We start from the raw sequence: 17228 nt of genomic DNA on the forward strand, positions 1-17228 counted from the left end.
CTATAGAATATTCATGTTTAATTTTATTGGATAATATATGTTTAATACATATTTATCTAACTAATATTATATAGCATAACAGGTTAAATTATTAAAATAGTATTGACTTTTTATTAGTTATTCTATATAATGTACTAATAATTAAACAGTGATAAAAGCGTTGAAGAAGAGGAGTAGGATTTGGAAGTATTAAGAGAGGAAGGCTCTGCGGCTGAGAGGTCTTCTATATGGAACAATCTGAAGGTAGCTTTGGAGCTTCTTTATCGAATATATTTTTAGTAGATAAAGCCGGTTGTCAAATCGTTAGTTTATATGAGCCTGTAATTTTGCAGGGAAAAAAGGTGGTACCACGAGTTTTTCGTCCTTTTGGGGATGAAAGGCTCTTTTTTATTTTTTTATAAATTTTTACCTTGTGAAGAAACATTTTAATTTTAAATTCATTATGAAAACACAGCTTTTAGGAACAATACCGTAACTCTTTATGGCTCCATTTAGGTGTATTTTCAGTTACGTGAGAAATAAAAATTGATAGGAGGACTTAATATGGAAGATAATAAGAACTTAGCTAAAAATTATGATCCGAAAGACTTTGAAGAAAGATTATATGCATGGTGGCAAGAAAAGAAATTTTTTACTCCAGAAGTAGATAAAAGTAAAAAGCCTTATACAATAGTGATGCCACCACCAAATATAACAGGTCAATTACACTTAGGTCATGCTCTTGATAATACGCTTCAAGATATTCTAATAAGAACTAAGAGAATGCAAGGATATAGTACTCTTTGGCTTCCAGGTGAAGATCATGCCAGTATTGCAACAGAAGTAAGAGTTGAAAATGCACTGCTTAAAAAAGGCCTAAAAAAGAAAGAGATGGGAAGAGAAGCTTTCCTTGAAAAGGTTTGGGAATGGACAGATGAATATAGAGATAGAATAAGAGAACAGCTTAAAAAAATGGGATGTTCAGCAGATTTTACTCGTGAAGCCTTTACTATGGATGAAAACTTAAATAAGGCAGTTAGAGAAGTTTTTGTAAAACTATATAATGATGACCTTATATACAGAGGAAATAGAATTACTAATTGGTGTCCAAAATGTATGACAGCACTTTCAGATGCTGAAATAGAACATGAAGAGCAAGAAGGATTTTTCTGGCACATTAACTATCCTGTAGTAGGTAGTGATGAAAAAGTTGAAATTGCTACTACAAGACCAGAAACATTATTAGGAGATACAGCAGTTGCAGTAAATCCTAAAGATGAAAGATATAGTCATTTAATTGGTAAAATGCTTAAGTTACCATTAGTGGATAGAGAAATACCAATAGTTGAAGATGATTATGTTGATATGGAATTTGGAACAGGAGCAGTTAAAATAACTCCAGCCCATGATCCAAATGACTATCAAGTAGGAAAAAGACACAATCTTCCACAGGTAGTTGTTTTAGAGGAAAATGGAACTATAAGTGAAGGCTATGGAAGATATTCAGGACTTGATAGATATGAAGCTAGAAAGCTTATGGTAGAAGATTTAGAAAAACAAGGATATTTAGTAAAGATAAAGCCTCATAGTCATAACGTTGGAACTCATGATAGATGTAATACAACTGTTGAACCAATGTTATCAAAACAATGGTATGTTAAAATGGAATCTCTTGCAAAGCCAGCTATAGAAGTGGTTAGAGAAAAGAAAACTAAGTTTGTTCCAGAAAGATTTGAAAAAATCTACTTTAACTGGATGGAAAATATTCAAGATTGGTGTATTTCAAGACAGTTATGGTGGGGACATAGAATTCCAGTTTGGTACTGTAAAGATTGTGGTGAGATAATAGTTAAAGTAGATGCACCAGAAAAATGTACTAAATGTAACTCTACAAATTTAGAGCAAGATAAAGATGTTTTAGATACTTGGTTCAGTTCAGCACTATGGCCATTTTCAACATTAGGATGGCCTGAAAATACAGAAGACCTAAAATATTTCTACCCAACTAGTACTTTAGTTACTGGTCCAGATATTATTTTCTTCTGGGTTGCTAGAATGATATTCTCAGGATTATACAATATGGAAGAAGTACCTTTTGATACTGTACTTATTCATGGTATTGTAAGAGACGATCAAGGAAGAAAAATGTCTAAGTCTCTAGACAACGGTGTAGATCCACTAGAAGTAATTGAAAGCTATGGAGCAGATGCACTAAGATTTTCATTAGTTACAGGAAATGCACCAGGAAATGATATAAGATTCTATGAATCAAGAGTTGAAGCTGCTAGAAATTTTGCTAATAAAATTTGGAATGCGTCAAGATTTGTTATGATGAATTTTGATGAAGAATTAATGGAGAAGTTTAAAGATAATAAAAACTATTCAATAGCAGATAAGTGGATATTATCAAGATTAAATGCTGTTATTAAAGAAGTTACTGAAAATATAGAGAAGTTTGAAGTTGGAATAGCACTCCAAAAAGTATATGACTTTATGTGGACAGAATTCTGTGATTGGTATATAGAATTAGTGAAGCCAATATTATATAGTGAAGATGATGAAGCTAAGGGTGTAGTATTAAATGTTTTAAATAAAGTATTAGTTTCAGGATTAAAATTACTTCATCCTGTAATGCCTTTCATTACAGAGGAAATATACACTCATTTAAAAGTAGAATGTGAATCTATAACTATTTCTAACTGGCCAGAATTTACAGAAGAACTTGAAGATAAAGTAGCAGAAGAATATATGAATTATATTATAGATGCTATAAAAAATACTAGAAATGCTAGAAGTGAAATGAATGTACCACCTTCAAGAAAAGCTAAAACCTATATCTATGCTACAGAAGCAATGGAAGCTTTTAAAGAAGGAATAACTTACTTTGAAAAATTAGCTTCAGCAAGTGAAGTTATAATATTATCTTCTAAAGAAGAAGCTCCAGAAAATGTAGTTACTGTGGTTTCCAAAGGTGCAGAAATCTACATGCCACTTTTAGAACTTGTAGATGTAGAAAAAGAGCTTGAAAGATTAAATAAAGAAAAAGCTAAATTAGAATCAGAAATAGATAGAGTTGAGAAGAAACTATCTAATGAAAGATTCGTATCAAAAGCTCCAGCAGAAGTTGTTGAAGAAGAAAAAGCTAAAGGTGAAAAATACAAAGAAATGTATAAGGCTGTACTTGAAAGTATAGAAAACTTAAAATAAGAAAAAGCATGGGAAACCATGCTTTTTTTGAGGAGTATTTTAAGAATATTACATTAAATTGTAGTAAAATTAAAAAATATGTAGATTTACTATTAAATCCATAATATACTATAAGTATACATTTATGATATATAATTACCAATGAAAAGCATACAAATTAGAATATACTTATTACTTAACAAACCTTTCAATACACATCAGACAGATTTTCCTAAAAATATAGATACATAAGATTTATAGTTAATAATTTAATAAGCTTAAGAGCCAATGGTGAAATACCACAGATGATGTCATATAAAATAAAGAAAATAAAATGTTAGGGGGACTATAATCTATGAACAAAAACAAAATTGATGAAGAAAGATTAGATGAAGCTATAAGATTAGCTCAAGGAAATACAAAACATGAAGGAATAGTTTTAAACGAAGAAGAGAAAAAACTTATAAAAGAGCATTTAACAGGCAACATTTCAGATGAGGAATTTATTGAAAAAGTTCGTAAATATGCTATGGAAAAAGAATAATCAATATAATTCTTAAAAAATAATAAATATTATGGGGGCATATATAGAGATGTATAATTTAGAGAAAGATTATAAATCACCTTATTGTTATGAAGGTACTTACGTTTTAAAAAACAATTTAAATATAAGAGATAAGGAAAAACTAGATATAGTTGAAGGGGTTATTTCACTAGACAGAATAACTTTTCTGCAAGAAAATCCTATAAAAGGTAAGTTTGATGTTAATCATCTTATGAAAATTCATAAATTTATTTTTGGCGATATTTATCCCTTTGCAGGAAAGTTTAGAAATGAGGAGATAAGTAAGGGGGGAGAATTTGCGCCAACCTATTATCTGGGCGAAAGCGTAAAGGATTTACTCGGTAAACTAAGTAAAGAAAAATACCTAAAAGGCTTAGATGTAGACAAAATATCTGAGAGGTTAGCTCATTATATGTCGGAATTAAATTTTGCACATCCCTTTAGGGAAGGAAATGGAAGAACTCATAGGGAGTTTATAAGAACATTAGCATTAAAAAATGGATATGAATTAGATTGGGATAAGATAGATAGTAATGAACTTCTAAATGCAACTATAACTGGAACAAGAGAATATAATTTAAATCCATTGACCCAATTGATAAAAGATTGTTTTGTCAACAAAGAGCCGAATAGAAATCTTTCCAAAATACTTAATAAAGAAATAGAATATGAAAGATAGCTTGTAAGCAAATATAAAATCATATATTGAAAAGACTACTTTATTTTTTAAATATAAAGCTTATATTGAGTAAAAATAATATAGGACAAGCGATTATCTTTTATTATAAATTTAAAAATAAAAATTAGTAGCTTTTGCTTTTTATTTTGTAATGATTATATTAAAACAAAGGCTACTAGTTGTTTTAAATATCATTCTAGAATCTCTTACAAGTCGATAAAGTAGGTAAATTTTAATTATGAACTTTATGTTGAAGAAAGCTATAAGCTTCTTTTAATATTTCTTTTTGATTATTATAGGTTAATAAGTTAAGCATGTTTTCGAAGTTCTCCCATTTATATTCATGAATTTCTTTATAATTAATAGTTGCTGTTTCTTTTGATAATTCTGCTAAAAAGAATATTACTTCTTTTTTAATATTTTCATTTATGTTATAGTCTATTTTCATCCTAAATCCATCATGAATATTAATATTTATACCTGCCTCTTCAAGAACCTCTCTTTTTGCAGTTTCCTTTTCAGTTTCTTCAAATTCTACATGTCCTTTCGCAAATCCCCAACGATTAGAAAGCTTACTCTTAACCGCTAGAAATTCTAAATTTTCATCTGTTTTTCTATATACTACTGCACCGCATGATTTTTCAAATTTCATAACATATCCTCCCTGTTAAGTAAATCTATATTTGAAATATTAAAAGTATATTCTGTTTTTATAGATATATTTCCTTTAATAAATAAAAAATATTACTAATTTATTATCTTAGTAATTAACAGCTACATAAGTGCGATAAAATTAAAAGCAAAGAACTTATAATTTTTTGAATTTCTTACTATTTTGTAATCTATAATTAATTTATTTGTAAGATTAAAAAGGTATAATATTAAAAGGACATATTATTTTTAAATTTAATATTTTAAAATATTTTAATTTATTGTATAAATATATGGTTTATATTTGCACATAATTATCTTTTGAGATTTTACTTTAAACCTGTTAAAATTAGTTTTTTTATAAATTTGAAAGTGATTTAGCTAAAAAATTATAAACTTTTTATAAACAAGTTTAATTTTTTTTACTTTATAACTTACAATATTTATAATAAATATAAACTTATTCTATAAAATGGTGGTTTTTAGTAAAGAATGTAAAATTTTTTCTGTAAATTTAAGTCTATTATATTTAAAAAGAAAAATTAGGTATTTTAAAAAAAAATTAGTAAAAAGGGAGGTGTTTTTATTATGAATATAGAAAAAGCTAATAGACTTTTAAAAAAAATGAAGAAATGGAGAAAAGTAGGAAAGTAGATGGTGAGGTTTAACTTTGGGGAAAATAATTGAATTAAAAAATGTAAGAAAACTCTACAGGATGGGTGATGAAAAAATTGTAGCTCTTGATAATATAGATTTAGAAATATATCAAGGGGAAGTAGTATGTCTTTTAGGGACCTCAGGGTCTGGTAAAAGTACCTTACTGAATATGATGGCTGGCTTAGAAAAGCCTTCTAGGGGACAAATAATCATAAAAAATAAGAATATTGAAAAGATGAGTGAAAATCAGCTAGCAGCTTTTAGACAAAAATATATAGGATTTGTGTTTCAATCTTATAATTTATTACCAACTCTTTCTGCACTGGAGAATGTTACTTTACCTTTAATATTTAGGAATATTTCAACTTCAAAACGAAATGAAAGAGCTAAGAAAATGTTAGAAGCTGTAGGGCTAGAAAAGAGGCTTAATCATAAACCATCTCAAATGAGTGGAGGACAACAGCAAAGAGTTAGTATAGCAAGAGCCTTTGTAGGAAATCCCAATATAGTTTTTGCGGACGAGCCTACTGGAAACCTTGATACTAAGACCACTCTAGAAATAATGGAATTAATAACTAAAATGGCTAAAGAGCAAAATCAAACACTAATAATAGTAACTCATGACATTGAAATTTCTTGTTATGCAGATAGGGTCATACATATACGAGATGGAAATGTAGACAAGATAGAAATAAACAAAGACAATACGGGGGATAAAGGAGAAGAATAAAAATGAAAAAAATTATAGGGTTATTACTGGGGATAGTAATGATATTAACTAGTATACCTTTTGAGGTAATGGCAAGTGAACCAACTGAGGATAAAAATGTAATAAGAATTAGTTCATATAACTTAAAAGAAAACAAAAATACTATATATGAGAATAATGAATTTGGAATTTATATTAATTTTGAAGTGAGTGGTAAGATAGAAAAAGATAACGTAAGTATAGCTATTGATGAAGGCTCAGCCTTTATACATAAAGCTAACGATAAAGATAAATGGATAAAACTTGATTCAGAGTGGAAAACAAAGGAATTTAGGTTAAAATATACCGGACAAGGCAATAAGTTACCTATTATAATCAGATACACTCAAGGAGATAAGCAAATGACTACAAAAGATAGCATTGTAATATCAGAAGCTGTATCTAAGAGTACAGAAATAGAAAAAGAAAAAGAAGAAAAACCAGTAGATACAACAAAATATATTCCAAGACTTAATTTAGTAAATAAAAGTATTCCTACTATTTCAGCAGGACAAAGTGAAACAATTACCTTTACTATAAAAAATACCGGTGGATATACTGCAGAAAATATAGTAGTAACTCCTGAATTTGGAGATGGAAGTACTCCATTAACTCTAGAGGATACAAGTGCTACTAGAGTTATAAAAAAGATTTCTTCAGATAAATCCGAAAACATAAGTTTTAAATTGACAGCAAATTCAGATGCAGCTGAGAAAAGTTATCCTATTAAATTAAATTATAGCTTTACAAATGCTTATGATAATCCCTTTACTCATTCTGAAACTGTATATGTAAAAGTAGTAAATAAAAATACTCCTACTACATTAGTAGTTGATAGAGTAGTGACTAATCCAGCTACTATTACTGCAGGGCAGAAGTTTAAAGCTAGTTTTACCATTAAAAATAAAGGAAGTCTTCAAGCTAGAGATGTTAAATATAGCCTTGATGGATTTGCAGAAAGTGGTTTTTCTATAGTAGGGGGTTCTAATAATAAGCATAGTGAGGTACTAGCTGGATATGATCAAACTGTTATAGAATATGATCTTCAAGCATCAAAAAACATCAAAAATGGAAGTCATGCCTTAGAGCTTAAAACTAGTTACAAGGATGCTCAAAATCAGAAGTATGAAGAAAGTCATAAAGTTTTTATAACTGTAGGGGGATCTACTGCAACACTATCTGATTTATCTATACAAAATATCAATTATCCTAGAGAAGGAGTTAGACCAAATCAAGACGTACGAATTACCTTTGATCTTAGAAATCAAAGTAAAGCAAAGGTATCTAATGTAAAGGTTACACTAGATAGTGGAGATCCTGCAATGGTACCTAAAACTGCAAATGTAAAAAAGATAGATAATCTAGATCCAGGAAAAGTAGCTAAATTAGATTTCACTTTCTTTGCTACTTCAGAAGCCACTACTAAAAATTATCCAATAAGTATTAATGTAGAGTTTGATAATCAAGTAGTTGCAGAAGGTGAAGAAGGTAAAAGCAATAAAATAACTCAATATGTAGGTATATTAGTTAATGGAGCAGATTCAAATAAATTAACTCCTAGATTAATAATAGATAAGTATAGTTTTGAACCTAATATAGTAAGAGCAGGAGAAAAATTTGATTTAAACCTTTCTTTCATTAATACAAATGCAAATAAGGCTATAAGCAATGTAAAAATTTTCTTAACTGTTGATGAAAAAACAGAACAAAGTGGAAATGTATTTACTCCAGTAGATAGTAGTAACACTTTTTATATAGAATCTATTCCAGCCAAAGGAAGTATAGAAAAGAAGCTTAAATTTTTTACTGTTCCTGATGCAAAGGCAAAAACCTATACTATAACTGCTAATTTTGAATATCAAGATGAAACAGGAAAAGATATTACTGCAACAGAGCTTATAGGTATACCTGTAGTACAAAAATCAAAACTTGAAATTGGAAATATGGATATTCCAGCAGAAGGTTATGTAGGAATGCCTATACCAATTAGTGTACAATTTTTCAACACTGGTAAAGTACCTCTAAATAACATGATGATAAAGTTAGAAGGAGACTTTACTGCTGAAAATGGAAACTATTATTTAGGAAATTTTGAAATGGGTACTACTGAGAATTATGATGGAACTATTATTCCAAATAAAACAGGACCTTTAAAAGGAAAGTTAATATTCTCTTATGACAATACTGCTGGTGAACATATAGAACAGATACAAGAAATTAATATAAATGTTTTAGAAGGTGCTCCAATGGATCCTAATATGCCAGAGGAAATTCTAGAAGGAAATAAAAAAGGCATGGGAACTGTACTTATTTGGTCTATTAGCACAATAGTAGTTGCTTTAGCTGGATTTATTATTTGGAGGAAAAGAAAGAAAAAGAAAGGTGAAACCTTAGATGAATAGTTTAGATATCGTCAAAATGGGGCTTAAAAATTTATGGCGAAGAAAACTTAGAACATTTCTTACTATACTGGGAGTAATTATAGGTACAAGCTCTATTATTACCATGCTATCCTTAGGATTTGGAATGAGTGAAAGTTTTAAAAATAATATAAGTAAGATGGGAAGCCTTAATACTATTACTGTAATGGAGGATTTTGGCGGAAATGGCCCAGAGGGCAATTTAATGGCTAATAAGAAAAAGGTCTACTTAAATGATGAAGCTATATCAACTATATCAAAAATCGAAGGAGTAGAACTAGCAACAGGAGTAATGGATTTACAGGTGAAATTAACTAAAGGCAGATATAGCACTTATGCAACTATAAGAGGTATGGATACTAAAGCAATGGAAGCCTTTGAATTTAATGCTGAAGAAGGAAGAATTTTAAAGGTTGGCGATACTAATCAACTTGTTTGGGGTGCAGAACTAAAAAACTACTTTTACGATGAAAAAAGTTCAGGATATGGAATGCCGCCAGAAATAAATCCACTAAAAGATCATATAACCATGGAATTTAATATTCGCGATGCAGATGGAAAGCTTAAAAAAATGAAAAAACCTATAAAACTTAATACAGTAGGAATTTTAAAGGGCGGTGACTATGAAAAAGATAGTTGTATATTTACTAGTTTAGAGTATGTTAAAAAGCTTCAAAAGGAGCAGGAAAAATTAGATACTGCCAATAAAAATAAGCCTAAAAGTAAAAATAAATATCAACAAATTTTAGTTAAAGTTGATGATATAAATAAAATTGCAGATATTCAAAAACAAATTAAAGATATGGGATATGGTGCTTTCAGCCTTAATGATATTCTCGATTCTGTAAAAAGTACTACAAATATAATGCAAGCTATATTGGGAGGAATAGGAGCAATATCATTATTGGTAGCTGCTATTGGAATAGCTAACACTATGATAATGTCAATATACGAAAGAACTAGAGAAATAGGTGTAATGAAGGTTATAGGAGCTCAATTAAAAGATATAAGAAGAATATTTTTATTTGAAGCAGGTATGATAGGGTTATCTGGAGGAATCTTCGGAATAGGATTAAGCTATCTATTATCCGTAGTACTAAATATAGTGGGCACAAATCTAAATTTATTTGGAGATATGGGAGAGGGCGCTAAGCTTTCAATAATTCCATTATGGCTTGTAATTACAGCACTGATTTTTAGTACCTTGGTAGGGCTTATATCAGGATTTTATCCTGCAAGAAGAGCCATGAAACTTAGTGCATTAGAAGCTATTAAAACAGAATAAAAATAAATTCCATATGTTATAATGAAAAGTATAAAAATACTTAGGGAAAGGAGCTTGTCAAAACATAGTATATTACAACCCTTAAAGTAATACCTATATTTTTATAAAGTTTTGACAACAACGGTTTTATTATGAAAGTAGAAAGACTTAATAAAGTTTTGAAGGAAATGGAAAAAAGGAATATACCTCAAATCATAGTATGTGATCCACCATCCATATTTTACTTAACAGGGAAGTGGATTAGCCCAGGTGAAAGACTACTTGCTCTTTATTTAAACTTGGAAGGAAATCATAAATTGTTCTTAAATGAATTATTTCCAGTTTATGAGGACTTAGGTATTGAAAAGATATGGTTTAATGACTCACAGGATGGTGTGGAGATAATTTCTAAATATGTTGATAACTCAAAGATAATAGGAATTGATAAAAATTGGCCATCAAGATTTTTGTTAAGACTTATGGAATTTACTGAAGGATGCAAGTTTGTTAATGGCTCTCCTGTCCTTGATATTGTAAGAATGTTAAAAGATGAAGAAGAAAAAGACTTAATGAGAGATGCTTCAAAAACAAATGATATGGCAATGGAAAAAATCATAGGCTTATTATCTGAAGAAAAATATAGTGAGAAGAAGATGGCTCAAATGCTTTTAGATATCTATGTAGATATGGGAGCAGAAGGTTATTCTTTTAATCCTATAGTTGCTTATGGAGCTAATGGTGCGGATCCACATCATGAAGTAGATGGTTCTATGGTAAAAGAAGGAGATAGCATAATCATAGATATAGGATGCTTAAAGAATTCTTATTGCTCAGATATGACAAGAACAGTTTTCTATAAATCTGTATCTGATAAAGCAAAAGAGGTTTACAATATTGTTCTAGAAGCAAATAAAAAAGCTATAGAAACTGTTAAACCAGGAGTAAGATTTTGTGACATAGATGCAGCAGCGAGAAGCCATATAGAGAAAGCTGGCTATGGTAAATATTTCACCCATAGAACAGGCCATTCAATAGGAATAGAGGTTCATGACTTTGGTGATGTATCTTCAATAAATACGGATGTAGTAAAACCGGGAATGATATTTTCAATTGAGCCAGGTATATATTTAACAGGAGAATTCGGGGTAAGGATAGAAGACTTGGTATTAGTAACAGAGGACGGCTGTGAAGTTTTAAATAAATATGATAAAGAATTAAAAGTTATTGGATAAAAAGGTTATGGAGATAGGAATATCTCCATAACCTTTTTTCACAATTAGCCATGAAGTATTATTGTAAATTTAAGGTGTCTAATAAAGAATTATAATTAAAACTCCACCACTAAAGCCTTTAGAGTTTTCTAGAATAAGTTTTATTTTAAGAAGTTCACACTTAGTGAATTTCATCCTAAATTCGTATTCTTAATTATTAATCCTTAATTTTTAAAGATTTTAATGTTTATATAAAATTAAATTAAATTACCATCTCATATCTAGTTTATCAGAATAAAATTGTATTACTTTTTTATATTTCATTATATTCTTATCATTTGAAGTTTCAGCTAAAACTTTTAATAAAATTTCCATGGATTTTTCATACTCTTTTAAATTATACAATGTCATTGCATAAAATACTTTTATTGCACTATTTTTAGGGAATATATTTAATCCATATTCAAACACTTGCCTTGCTTTAACATATCTACCTAAAGCCCTATAATTATTTCCTAAATTTATTATTGCTTCCTGTAAATCTTCATTAGGTAGCCTTCCATATATTGCATTTTCGTAATAATGTATAGCATCTACATCTAAGCCTAAAGCCTCTAGTCCACAAGCACAATGATAATTTATCATAGCATCTTCTGGATGTGCATTTGCTAACTTAACCAACAATTCATTAGATTCTCTTAACTTGCCACTTTTTCTTAAGTTAATTGCTAAATCCAAATCTCTATTCATGTTAATCTCCTTTCTACGGTTTAATAATAAATACTTATTTTGATATATGTTTTTCACCTCTGAAGAACAGCTTATACAATTGAGAATTGAAAATGGACAATTGACAATTGTGGTTGAAATTGGTTTTATCAAACTAATTTCTTTAATAGATTTTTTTGCTAGCAATACAATTGCTAGTTTTTTACATAAAGTTTTAATTTAAGTATTTTTTAATTAACAGCTTCTATTAATTCTAATTTTACAATTTATAATGAACCGTCCCCATATTTAAACCATCAACTATCTGTCCAATATCTGATAATGTAAATCAACTTGGGTTTTCTGGAGAACACTGTTCTCCCCTACAATTGTAAATTATGAATTATACATTTTGAATTTATAAAACCTAATAAAGCATTTATAAATCCTACTTATATAATGTATATTAAAGTATTACAATAATATTTTAATTTGTAATAAATTTTTAAAATTTAAATATATTTTATTATAAAATTAATATAAATTATTAAACATGAATTTTATTTCAATGGAATAAAAAGGAGTTTAATAAGTATTGTAGAAATTACTTTATAAATAGATTTTAATTTGGGGGGATAAATATATGTTTCTAAAAGAATTAACAGAAGCTTTTGGTGTAAGTGGATATGAAAAAGAGATTAGAGGGGTTATAAAAGAAGAAATCAAAAAATATGGTGATGATATTATTACTGATCCATTGGGAAATTTAATTGTATTCAAAAAAGGATATGGGAAAAATAAGAAGAAAATAATGGCTTCTGCTCATATGGATGAAATCGGCTTCCAAGTAATGAAGATTGAGGATAAGGGTACTATAATAGTTAGAGCTTTAGGTGGAATTCCTATAATACCTGCTATAATGAGTAGAGTTAAGTTTAGAAATGGGACAATAGGAGTTATCGCTAATTCTTGTGAGATTGAAAATATTAAAAAAGATATAACAAAGCTATATATAGATATTGGTGCACAATCTAAAGAGGAAGCATCAAAATATATTAAAATTGGAGATGTAGCATCATATATTGGTGAGTTTGTAGAGCTTAAAAATGATAATGTATGTGCAAAAGCATTGGATAATAGAGTAGGCTGTTATATATTAGCGGAAGCTCTTAAAAAAATAGAAAAACCATATAATGATATATACTGTGTATTTTCTACTCAAGAAGAACTTGGCTTAAGAGGTGCTACTGTAGCAGCAAATAGGATAAATCCAGATATAGGTATAGCTTTAGATGGTACTATAGCTAATGATTATCCTAATAGTGATGCGGGAAGTAATGCTTTAGGTGCTGGAACTGCTGTAAAAATATCTGATGGCAGTGTAATTTGTGATGAATACTTAGTTGAAGAAATGATTAAGTGTTGTGTGGAAAATGATATAAAATATCAACGAGATGTTATTTATGCTGGAGGTACCGATGTAGGAGCTATTAATAGATCAAATTTTGGAGTAAGATGTACTGGAATATCTGCACCAATGAGATATGTACATGGGCCAAATGCCTTTGTAAATATGAAGGACATAGAAGCATCTATTGAATTATTAGTTAAATATGTAAATAGGGAATTTAACTTCGAAGAATAAAATAATATTAAAAGATTCTCTACAGGCTTTGAAACATCCTGTAGAGAATTTTTTAGTATTAAATATATTTATTAAACTTTTCATAAAATAAACGTAATTCCTAATAATAAATATTTATAACTTATGATTAAGGTTTACAAGCGATTATTTCTTAATGTATGATAAAAGCATGAAATTAAAATATGGAGGAGAGTTATGGATAACTTAAAGAAAAAGGAAGTAAAAGCTAACTTTAAGCTAGAATTTAAAGATTATAAAGACTTTAATATTCATCATAGCAAAAAATATTTTTATGGAGCTGCCATTTTATATTTTGTTTTATTTATAGCTACAATGCTTTTTAAAATGTTTTCTAATGGTATAGATGCTCAATTATTAAAAGAAATACTTATCATTGCAATACCTACAGGAATTTTACTTGTCAGCTTAATTTTATTAGCTTTTTATTTTCTAATTGTTTTTTATTCAAAAAAGGTTTTTAAAAGCGAAATGCGTTTACAGGAAGAACAAAATTATATTATAAATGATGATGGGATTTTATTAATTAGCAAATCAAGTAATAACAATATAGGTTGGAAAAATATTTTTAAAGTAACGGAATCAAAAAACAGTATGTTTATCTATTTAGGAGATATTAAATCTATGATAATTCCTAAAAGGGCTTTTAGCAGTAATGATGATATAGGTATTTTAAAAGATATAATCAAAAGAAATCTTACAGCAGAAAAAATAAAAATTAAATGAATCTTAGGCTATGAAATGTTAAATAACAAACATTTTATAGCCTTTTTTTAATTAATGGAGAACTTAAAACAATGCAAAATTCACAACTAATGTGGAAATTAGTTTTAATCAAACTAATTTCCCTAATATATCTTGTAGCGGCGAACAGTGTTCGCCACTTTTCCACCTCTAGAGAACAGTTTAATCAATGCATAATTAAGAATGGACAATTGTAGTTGAAATTAATTTTATAAATTAATTTCTTAAAATTGATCTTTTAATAAAAGTGACTGTGTCACTTCAAAAATAAATTAACTTTAAATTTCTCAGCTTTTGCTGAGAAATATCCATAATTATGAATTATGAATTGTGAATTGAGTAAAATATCTTCGACTTAATTATGTATTATTCTAAGTTTTTATACAAAATACCTATAGATGCTACTTAGTATATATAAATATCAAATAGTTAATATCACTACATTTATTGTAAACATATACAAACATTGTTATACTGAGTTCAAAGCACAAAAGGATTGCTAGGAGGGGTATTATGAGTAAAAGTCCAAGAAAAATGTTAAATGAATTTATGTCAGGTGTACAAGCTGTATCAAAAACAAATGGAAAAGAAATGAAAGCTTTCATGAATTTTTTAGGAGAGACAAGTAAAGAAGGCGAAATTGATGTAAAGACTAAGGAGCTTATAAGTGTAGGAATAGCTGTATTTAGTAGATGTGAATACTGTATAGTATTCCATGTATATAATGCACTAAAAGCTGGAGCGACCCCGGAGGAAATTATGGAATCCGCAATAGTAGCCACCGGCTTTGGTGGAGGCCCAGCAGTTGCTTATAGTGTAACTCTTTTAAAAGATTCAATAGATGAATTCAAAAAAGATTTTGAAAAGTAATATACGAGTTTAAAGTAGCTTTAAAAGGGAATTCTATATAGAATTTCCTTTTTTATATTATAGTTTACAGTAAATAAAGTTTGAATTTTATTATATTATAAATTCATTAGGTTGAATATTATGATAATTTACTTTATACTAAAATAAATCACATTTAAAAAAAGAGGTGAAACTAATGAAAATTATAAAGAAAAATGGTAGAGTTGAAAAATTTGAGGTTAATAAAATTAAAAGCACAGTAAGCAAAGCTTCAGATGATGTAAAACAACCGCTAACAGAAGGAGATTTAACATCCCTTTGCAGAGTTATTGAAAGTAAACTTAAAAGTATGAATAGAGACCTAACTTCATCCTATGAAGTCTTTGGATTAATTATAATAATATTAAAGCAAGAAGGCTTTAGTAAAGTGGCAGATGGATACTGTAAAGGAGCCTATTAATAATTCATAATTCACAATTGAGGTTGAAATTACTTTTATCAAACTAATTTCTTTAATAGATTTTTACTAGTAATTTTATTGCTAGTTTTTTATCTCTGGTGAACTTAATCAATTCTATAAAGGTTTATGTCTTAATTCTTAAGCCATAAACTTTTTTTATTATATAAAAGTTAAATATAATTTAATTAGTAACATAGTAAAAAGAGGGGTATTTTAGAGTGATAGAAATCATGGATTCTTGGTTTACAGTTGAGGAAATTGATAGTGAGACATTTGCTATAAGTGAGTATGGGCACTGGGAAAAAGTTCATTCTTATTTATTATTAGGAGAGGAGAAAGCGGCATTAATTGATACTGGATTAGGCATAGATAACATCAAAAGAATAACAGATCAGCTTACATCACTACCAATATTAGTTTTTACAACTCATGTTCATTGGGATCATATTGGAGGTCACAACCAATATGAAGACATATTTGTACATGAAGCAGAAGAAGATTGGCTTATAAATGGAATAAAAAAGCTTTCAATTGAGCAAATAAGGAAAGATGTAGCATGTGATATTACAAAACCTGTACCTAATACTTTTAATCCAGACACATATAGTCCATTTCAAGGAATACCAACAGCTTTGTTACATGATGGAGATAGTATAAATATTGGGAATAGAGAACTAATCATTTATCATACACCGGGACATTCTCCAGGTCACATTTCAATTTTTGATAATAAAAAAGGTTATTTATATACTGGAGATTTATTATATGAAGGAACAATATATGCTCATTATCCAACTACAAATCCAGAAGATTTAATTAATTCTTTAGAGAAGATAACAGAAATTTTAAATGTAAAGAAAATTTATGGAGCACATAATCAATTAGGTTTAGATATAAATATACTTGATGAGGTAAGTAAAGCTGTTAAAGAACTTAGAGAAAAGAATCTCGTAAGACACGGAAGTGGAATACATAAATTTAATGGATTTAGTATTCAGTTCTAGTAGATAGATATTGGACAACGTTAGAAAATTTTTTCTTCGTTGTTTATTTATTTTTTGCAATAAAATATATTTTATTGATACTAATCCTTTAAGCTCTTACATAGATTCCGACAACATTAATGGATAGCTCGTAAATACAAATATTTTATGAATTTACTATAAGTAAAATTTATAGTTTTATAAATTATTATAAGTTTTGATTATAGTAAACCTGTGCTACAATTTTATTAAGAGAGAAAGAAATATTTGAATAACTAAGATATTAATATACGAAGCAATATAGATAAACTTCTCGAAACTTAATGTATACCTCTGAGGTATTTTAATTCACAATACAATTGCTAGTGTTTTATTGCAGATGTGAACAGTGTTTGCCAGTTCTTTTTAATACGTCTTATAGTTTAATATTTATTCAATAATATATGGCGAACACTGTTCGC

At 28.4% G+C, this 17228-nt stretch carries 14 protein-coding genes and 1 other annotated feature; of the genes, 12 read left to right on the plus strand and 2 right to left on the minus strand.

The window, feature by feature from the left end:
* Nucleotides 1-151: 151 nt before the first annotated feature.
* Nucleotides 152-369 (plus strand) — a binding site (T-box leader).
* Nucleotides 370-543: 174 nt separating this feature from the next.
* From ACWPW7_RS07430 to ACWPW7_RS07440, 3 genes are all read left to right on the plus strand, one after another.
* Nucleotides 544-3186: a valine--tRNA ligase gene (locus tag ACWPW7_RS07430; RefSeq protein ID WP_454052991.1), complete on the plus strand. Its 2643-nt coding sequence runs from the start codon at nucleotides 544-546 to the stop codon at nucleotides 3184-3186.
* Between the two features lie 334 nt (nucleotides 3187-3520).
* Nucleotides 3521-3709, plus strand: a complete 189-nt coding sequence (locus tag ACWPW7_RS07435) for a hypothetical protein (protein ID WP_454052992.1) — start codon at nucleotides 3521-3523, stop codon at nucleotides 3707-3709.
* A gap of 49 nt (nucleotides 3710-3758) precedes the next feature.
* Nucleotides 3759-4409, plus strand: a complete 651-nt coding sequence (locus tag ACWPW7_RS07440; protein WP_454052993.1) for a Fic/DOC family protein — start codon at nucleotides 3759-3761, stop codon at nucleotides 4407-4409.
* Between the two features lie 232 nt (nucleotides 4410-4641).
* Here the strand turns inward: ACWPW7_RS07440 and ACWPW7_RS07445 are convergent, their stop codons facing one another.
* Nucleotides 4642-5061, minus strand: coding sequence for a bis(5'-nucleosyl)-tetraphosphatase (locus ACWPW7_RS07445; RefSeq protein ID WP_454052994.1), 420 nt, complete (start codon nucleotides 5059-5061; stop codon nucleotides 4642-4644).
* Between the two features lie 669 nt (nucleotides 5062-5730).
* Between ACWPW7_RS07445 and ACWPW7_RS07450 the strand changes: the two genes are divergently transcribed.
* The 4 genes from ACWPW7_RS07450 (at nucleotide 5731) to ACWPW7_RS07465 (ending at nucleotide 11381) form a co-directional block, all read left to right on the plus strand.
* The gene (locus ACWPW7_RS07450; RefSeq protein ID WP_454052995.1) at nucleotides 5731-6447 is read left to right on the plus strand and encodes an ABC transporter ATP-binding protein; all 717 of its coding nucleotides are present in this window, start codon (nucleotides 5731-5733) and stop codon (nucleotides 6445-6447) included.
* A gap of 2 nt (nucleotides 6448-6449) precedes the next feature.
* Complete coding sequence (locus tag ACWPW7_RS07455; protein ID WP_454052996.1) at nucleotides 6450-8867, plus strand: COG1361 S-layer family protein; 2418 nt, start codon at nucleotides 6450-6452, stop codon at nucleotides 8865-8867.
* Entirely contained in the window at nucleotides 8860-10170 is a 1311-nt protein-coding gene (locus tag ACWPW7_RS07460; RefSeq protein ID WP_454052997.1) for an ABC transporter permease, read from the plus strand. The genes ACWPW7_RS07455 and ACWPW7_RS07460 overlap by 8 nt, the downstream gene beginning before the upstream one ends.
* A 131-nt stretch (nucleotides 10171-10301) precedes the next feature.
* Nucleotides 10302-11381, plus strand: coding sequence for a M24 family metallopeptidase (locus tag ACWPW7_RS07465; RefSeq protein ID WP_454052998.1), 1080 nt, complete (start codon nucleotides 10302-10304; stop codon nucleotides 11379-11381).
* A gap of 246 nt (nucleotides 11382-11627) precedes the next feature.
* Here ACWPW7_RS07465 and ACWPW7_RS07470 read toward each other — a convergent pair whose 3' ends face one another.
* On the minus strand, nucleotides 11628-12110 hold the full coding sequence (locus ACWPW7_RS07470; RefSeq protein WP_454052999.1) for a tetratricopeptide repeat protein: 483 nt from the start codon (nucleotides 12108-12110) through the stop codon (nucleotides 11628-11630).
* Nucleotides 12111-12711: 601 nt separating this feature from the next.
* On the opposite strand from ACWPW7_RS07470, the gene ACWPW7_RS07475 reads away from it, so the two are divergent.
* The 5 genes from ACWPW7_RS07475 to ACWPW7_RS07495 all read left to right on the plus strand — a co-directional run bounded on the left by ACWPW7_RS07475 (nucleotide 12712) and on the right by ACWPW7_RS07495 (nucleotide 16788).
* On the plus strand, nucleotides 12712-13713 hold the full coding sequence (locus ACWPW7_RS07475; RefSeq protein WP_454053000.1) for a M42 family metallopeptidase: 1002 nt from the start codon (nucleotides 12712-12714) through the stop codon (nucleotides 13711-13713).
* Nucleotides 13714-13908: 195 nt separating this feature from the next.
* Complete coding sequence (locus ACWPW7_RS07480; protein ID WP_454053001.1) at nucleotides 13909-14457, plus strand: YcxB family protein; 549 nt, start codon at nucleotides 13909-13911, stop codon at nucleotides 14455-14457.
* 531 nt (nucleotides 14458-14988) lie between these two features.
* Entirely contained in the window at nucleotides 14989-15345 is a 357-nt protein-coding gene (locus ACWPW7_RS07485) for a carboxymuconolactone decarboxylase family protein (protein ID WP_454053002.1), read from the plus strand.
* 175 nt (nucleotides 15346-15520) lie between these two features.
* Nucleotides 15521-15784, plus strand: a complete 264-nt coding sequence (locus ACWPW7_RS07490; protein WP_291561478.1) for an ATP cone domain-containing protein — start codon at nucleotides 15521-15523, stop codon at nucleotides 15782-15784.
* 218 nt (nucleotides 15785-16002) lie between these two features.
* The gene (locus ACWPW7_RS07495; RefSeq protein WP_454053003.1) at nucleotides 16003-16788 is read left to right on the plus strand and encodes an MBL fold metallo-hydrolase; all 786 of its coding nucleotides are present in this window, start codon (nucleotides 16003-16005) and stop codon (nucleotides 16786-16788) included.
* Nucleotides 16789-17228: the final 440 nt, after the last annotated feature.

It is taken from the genome of Clostridium sp. Marseille-Q7071 (genome assembly GCF_965112025.1).

Bases quoted from the DNA above. Each gene is read 5' to 3' on its own strand.
- ACWPW7_RS07430 (WP_454052991.1), top strand. From the start codon at position 544: ATGGAAGATAATAAGAACTTAGCTAAAAATTATGATCCGAAAGACTTT.
- ACWPW7_RS07435 (WP_454052992.1), top strand. From the start codon at position 3,521: ATGAACAAAAACAAAATTGATGAAGAAAGATTAGATGAAGCTATAAGA.
- ACWPW7_RS07440 (WP_454052993.1), top strand. From the start codon at position 3,759: ATGTATAATTTAGAGAAAGATTATAAATCACCTTATTGTTATGAAGGT.
- ACWPW7_RS07445 (WP_454052994.1), bottom strand. From the start codon at position 5,061: ATGAAATTTGAAAAATCATGCGGTGCAGTAGTATATAGAAAAACAGAT.
- ACWPW7_RS07455 (WP_454052996.1), top strand. From the start codon at position 6,450: ATGAAAAAAATTATAGGGTTATTACTGGGGATAGTAATGATATTAACT.
- ACWPW7_RS07460 (WP_454052997.1), top strand. From the start codon at position 8,860: ATGAATAGTTTAGATATCGTCAAAATGGGGCTTAAAAATTTATGGCGA.
- ACWPW7_RS07465 (WP_454052998.1), top strand. From the start codon at position 10,302: ATGAAAGTAGAAAGACTTAATAAAGTTTTGAAGGAAATGGAAAAAAGG.
- ACWPW7_RS07470 (WP_454052999.1), bottom strand. From the start codon at position 12,110: ATGAATAGAGATTTGGATTTAGCAATTAACTTAAGAAAAAGTGGCAAG.
- ACWPW7_RS07475 (WP_454053000.1), top strand. From the start codon at position 12,712: ATGTTTCTAAAAGAATTAACAGAAGCTTTTGGTGTAAGTGGATATGAA.
- ACWPW7_RS07480 (WP_454053001.1), top strand. From the start codon at position 13,909: ATGGATAACTTAAAGAAAAAGGAAGTAAAAGCTAACTTTAAGCTAGAA.
- ACWPW7_RS07485 (WP_454053002.1), top strand. From the start codon at position 14,989: ATGAGTAAAAGTCCAAGAAAAATGTTAAATGAATTTATGTCAGGTGTA.
- ACWPW7_RS07490 (WP_291561478.1), top strand. From the start codon at position 15,521: ATGAAAATTATAAAGAAAAATGGTAGAGTTGAAAAATTTGAGGTTAAT.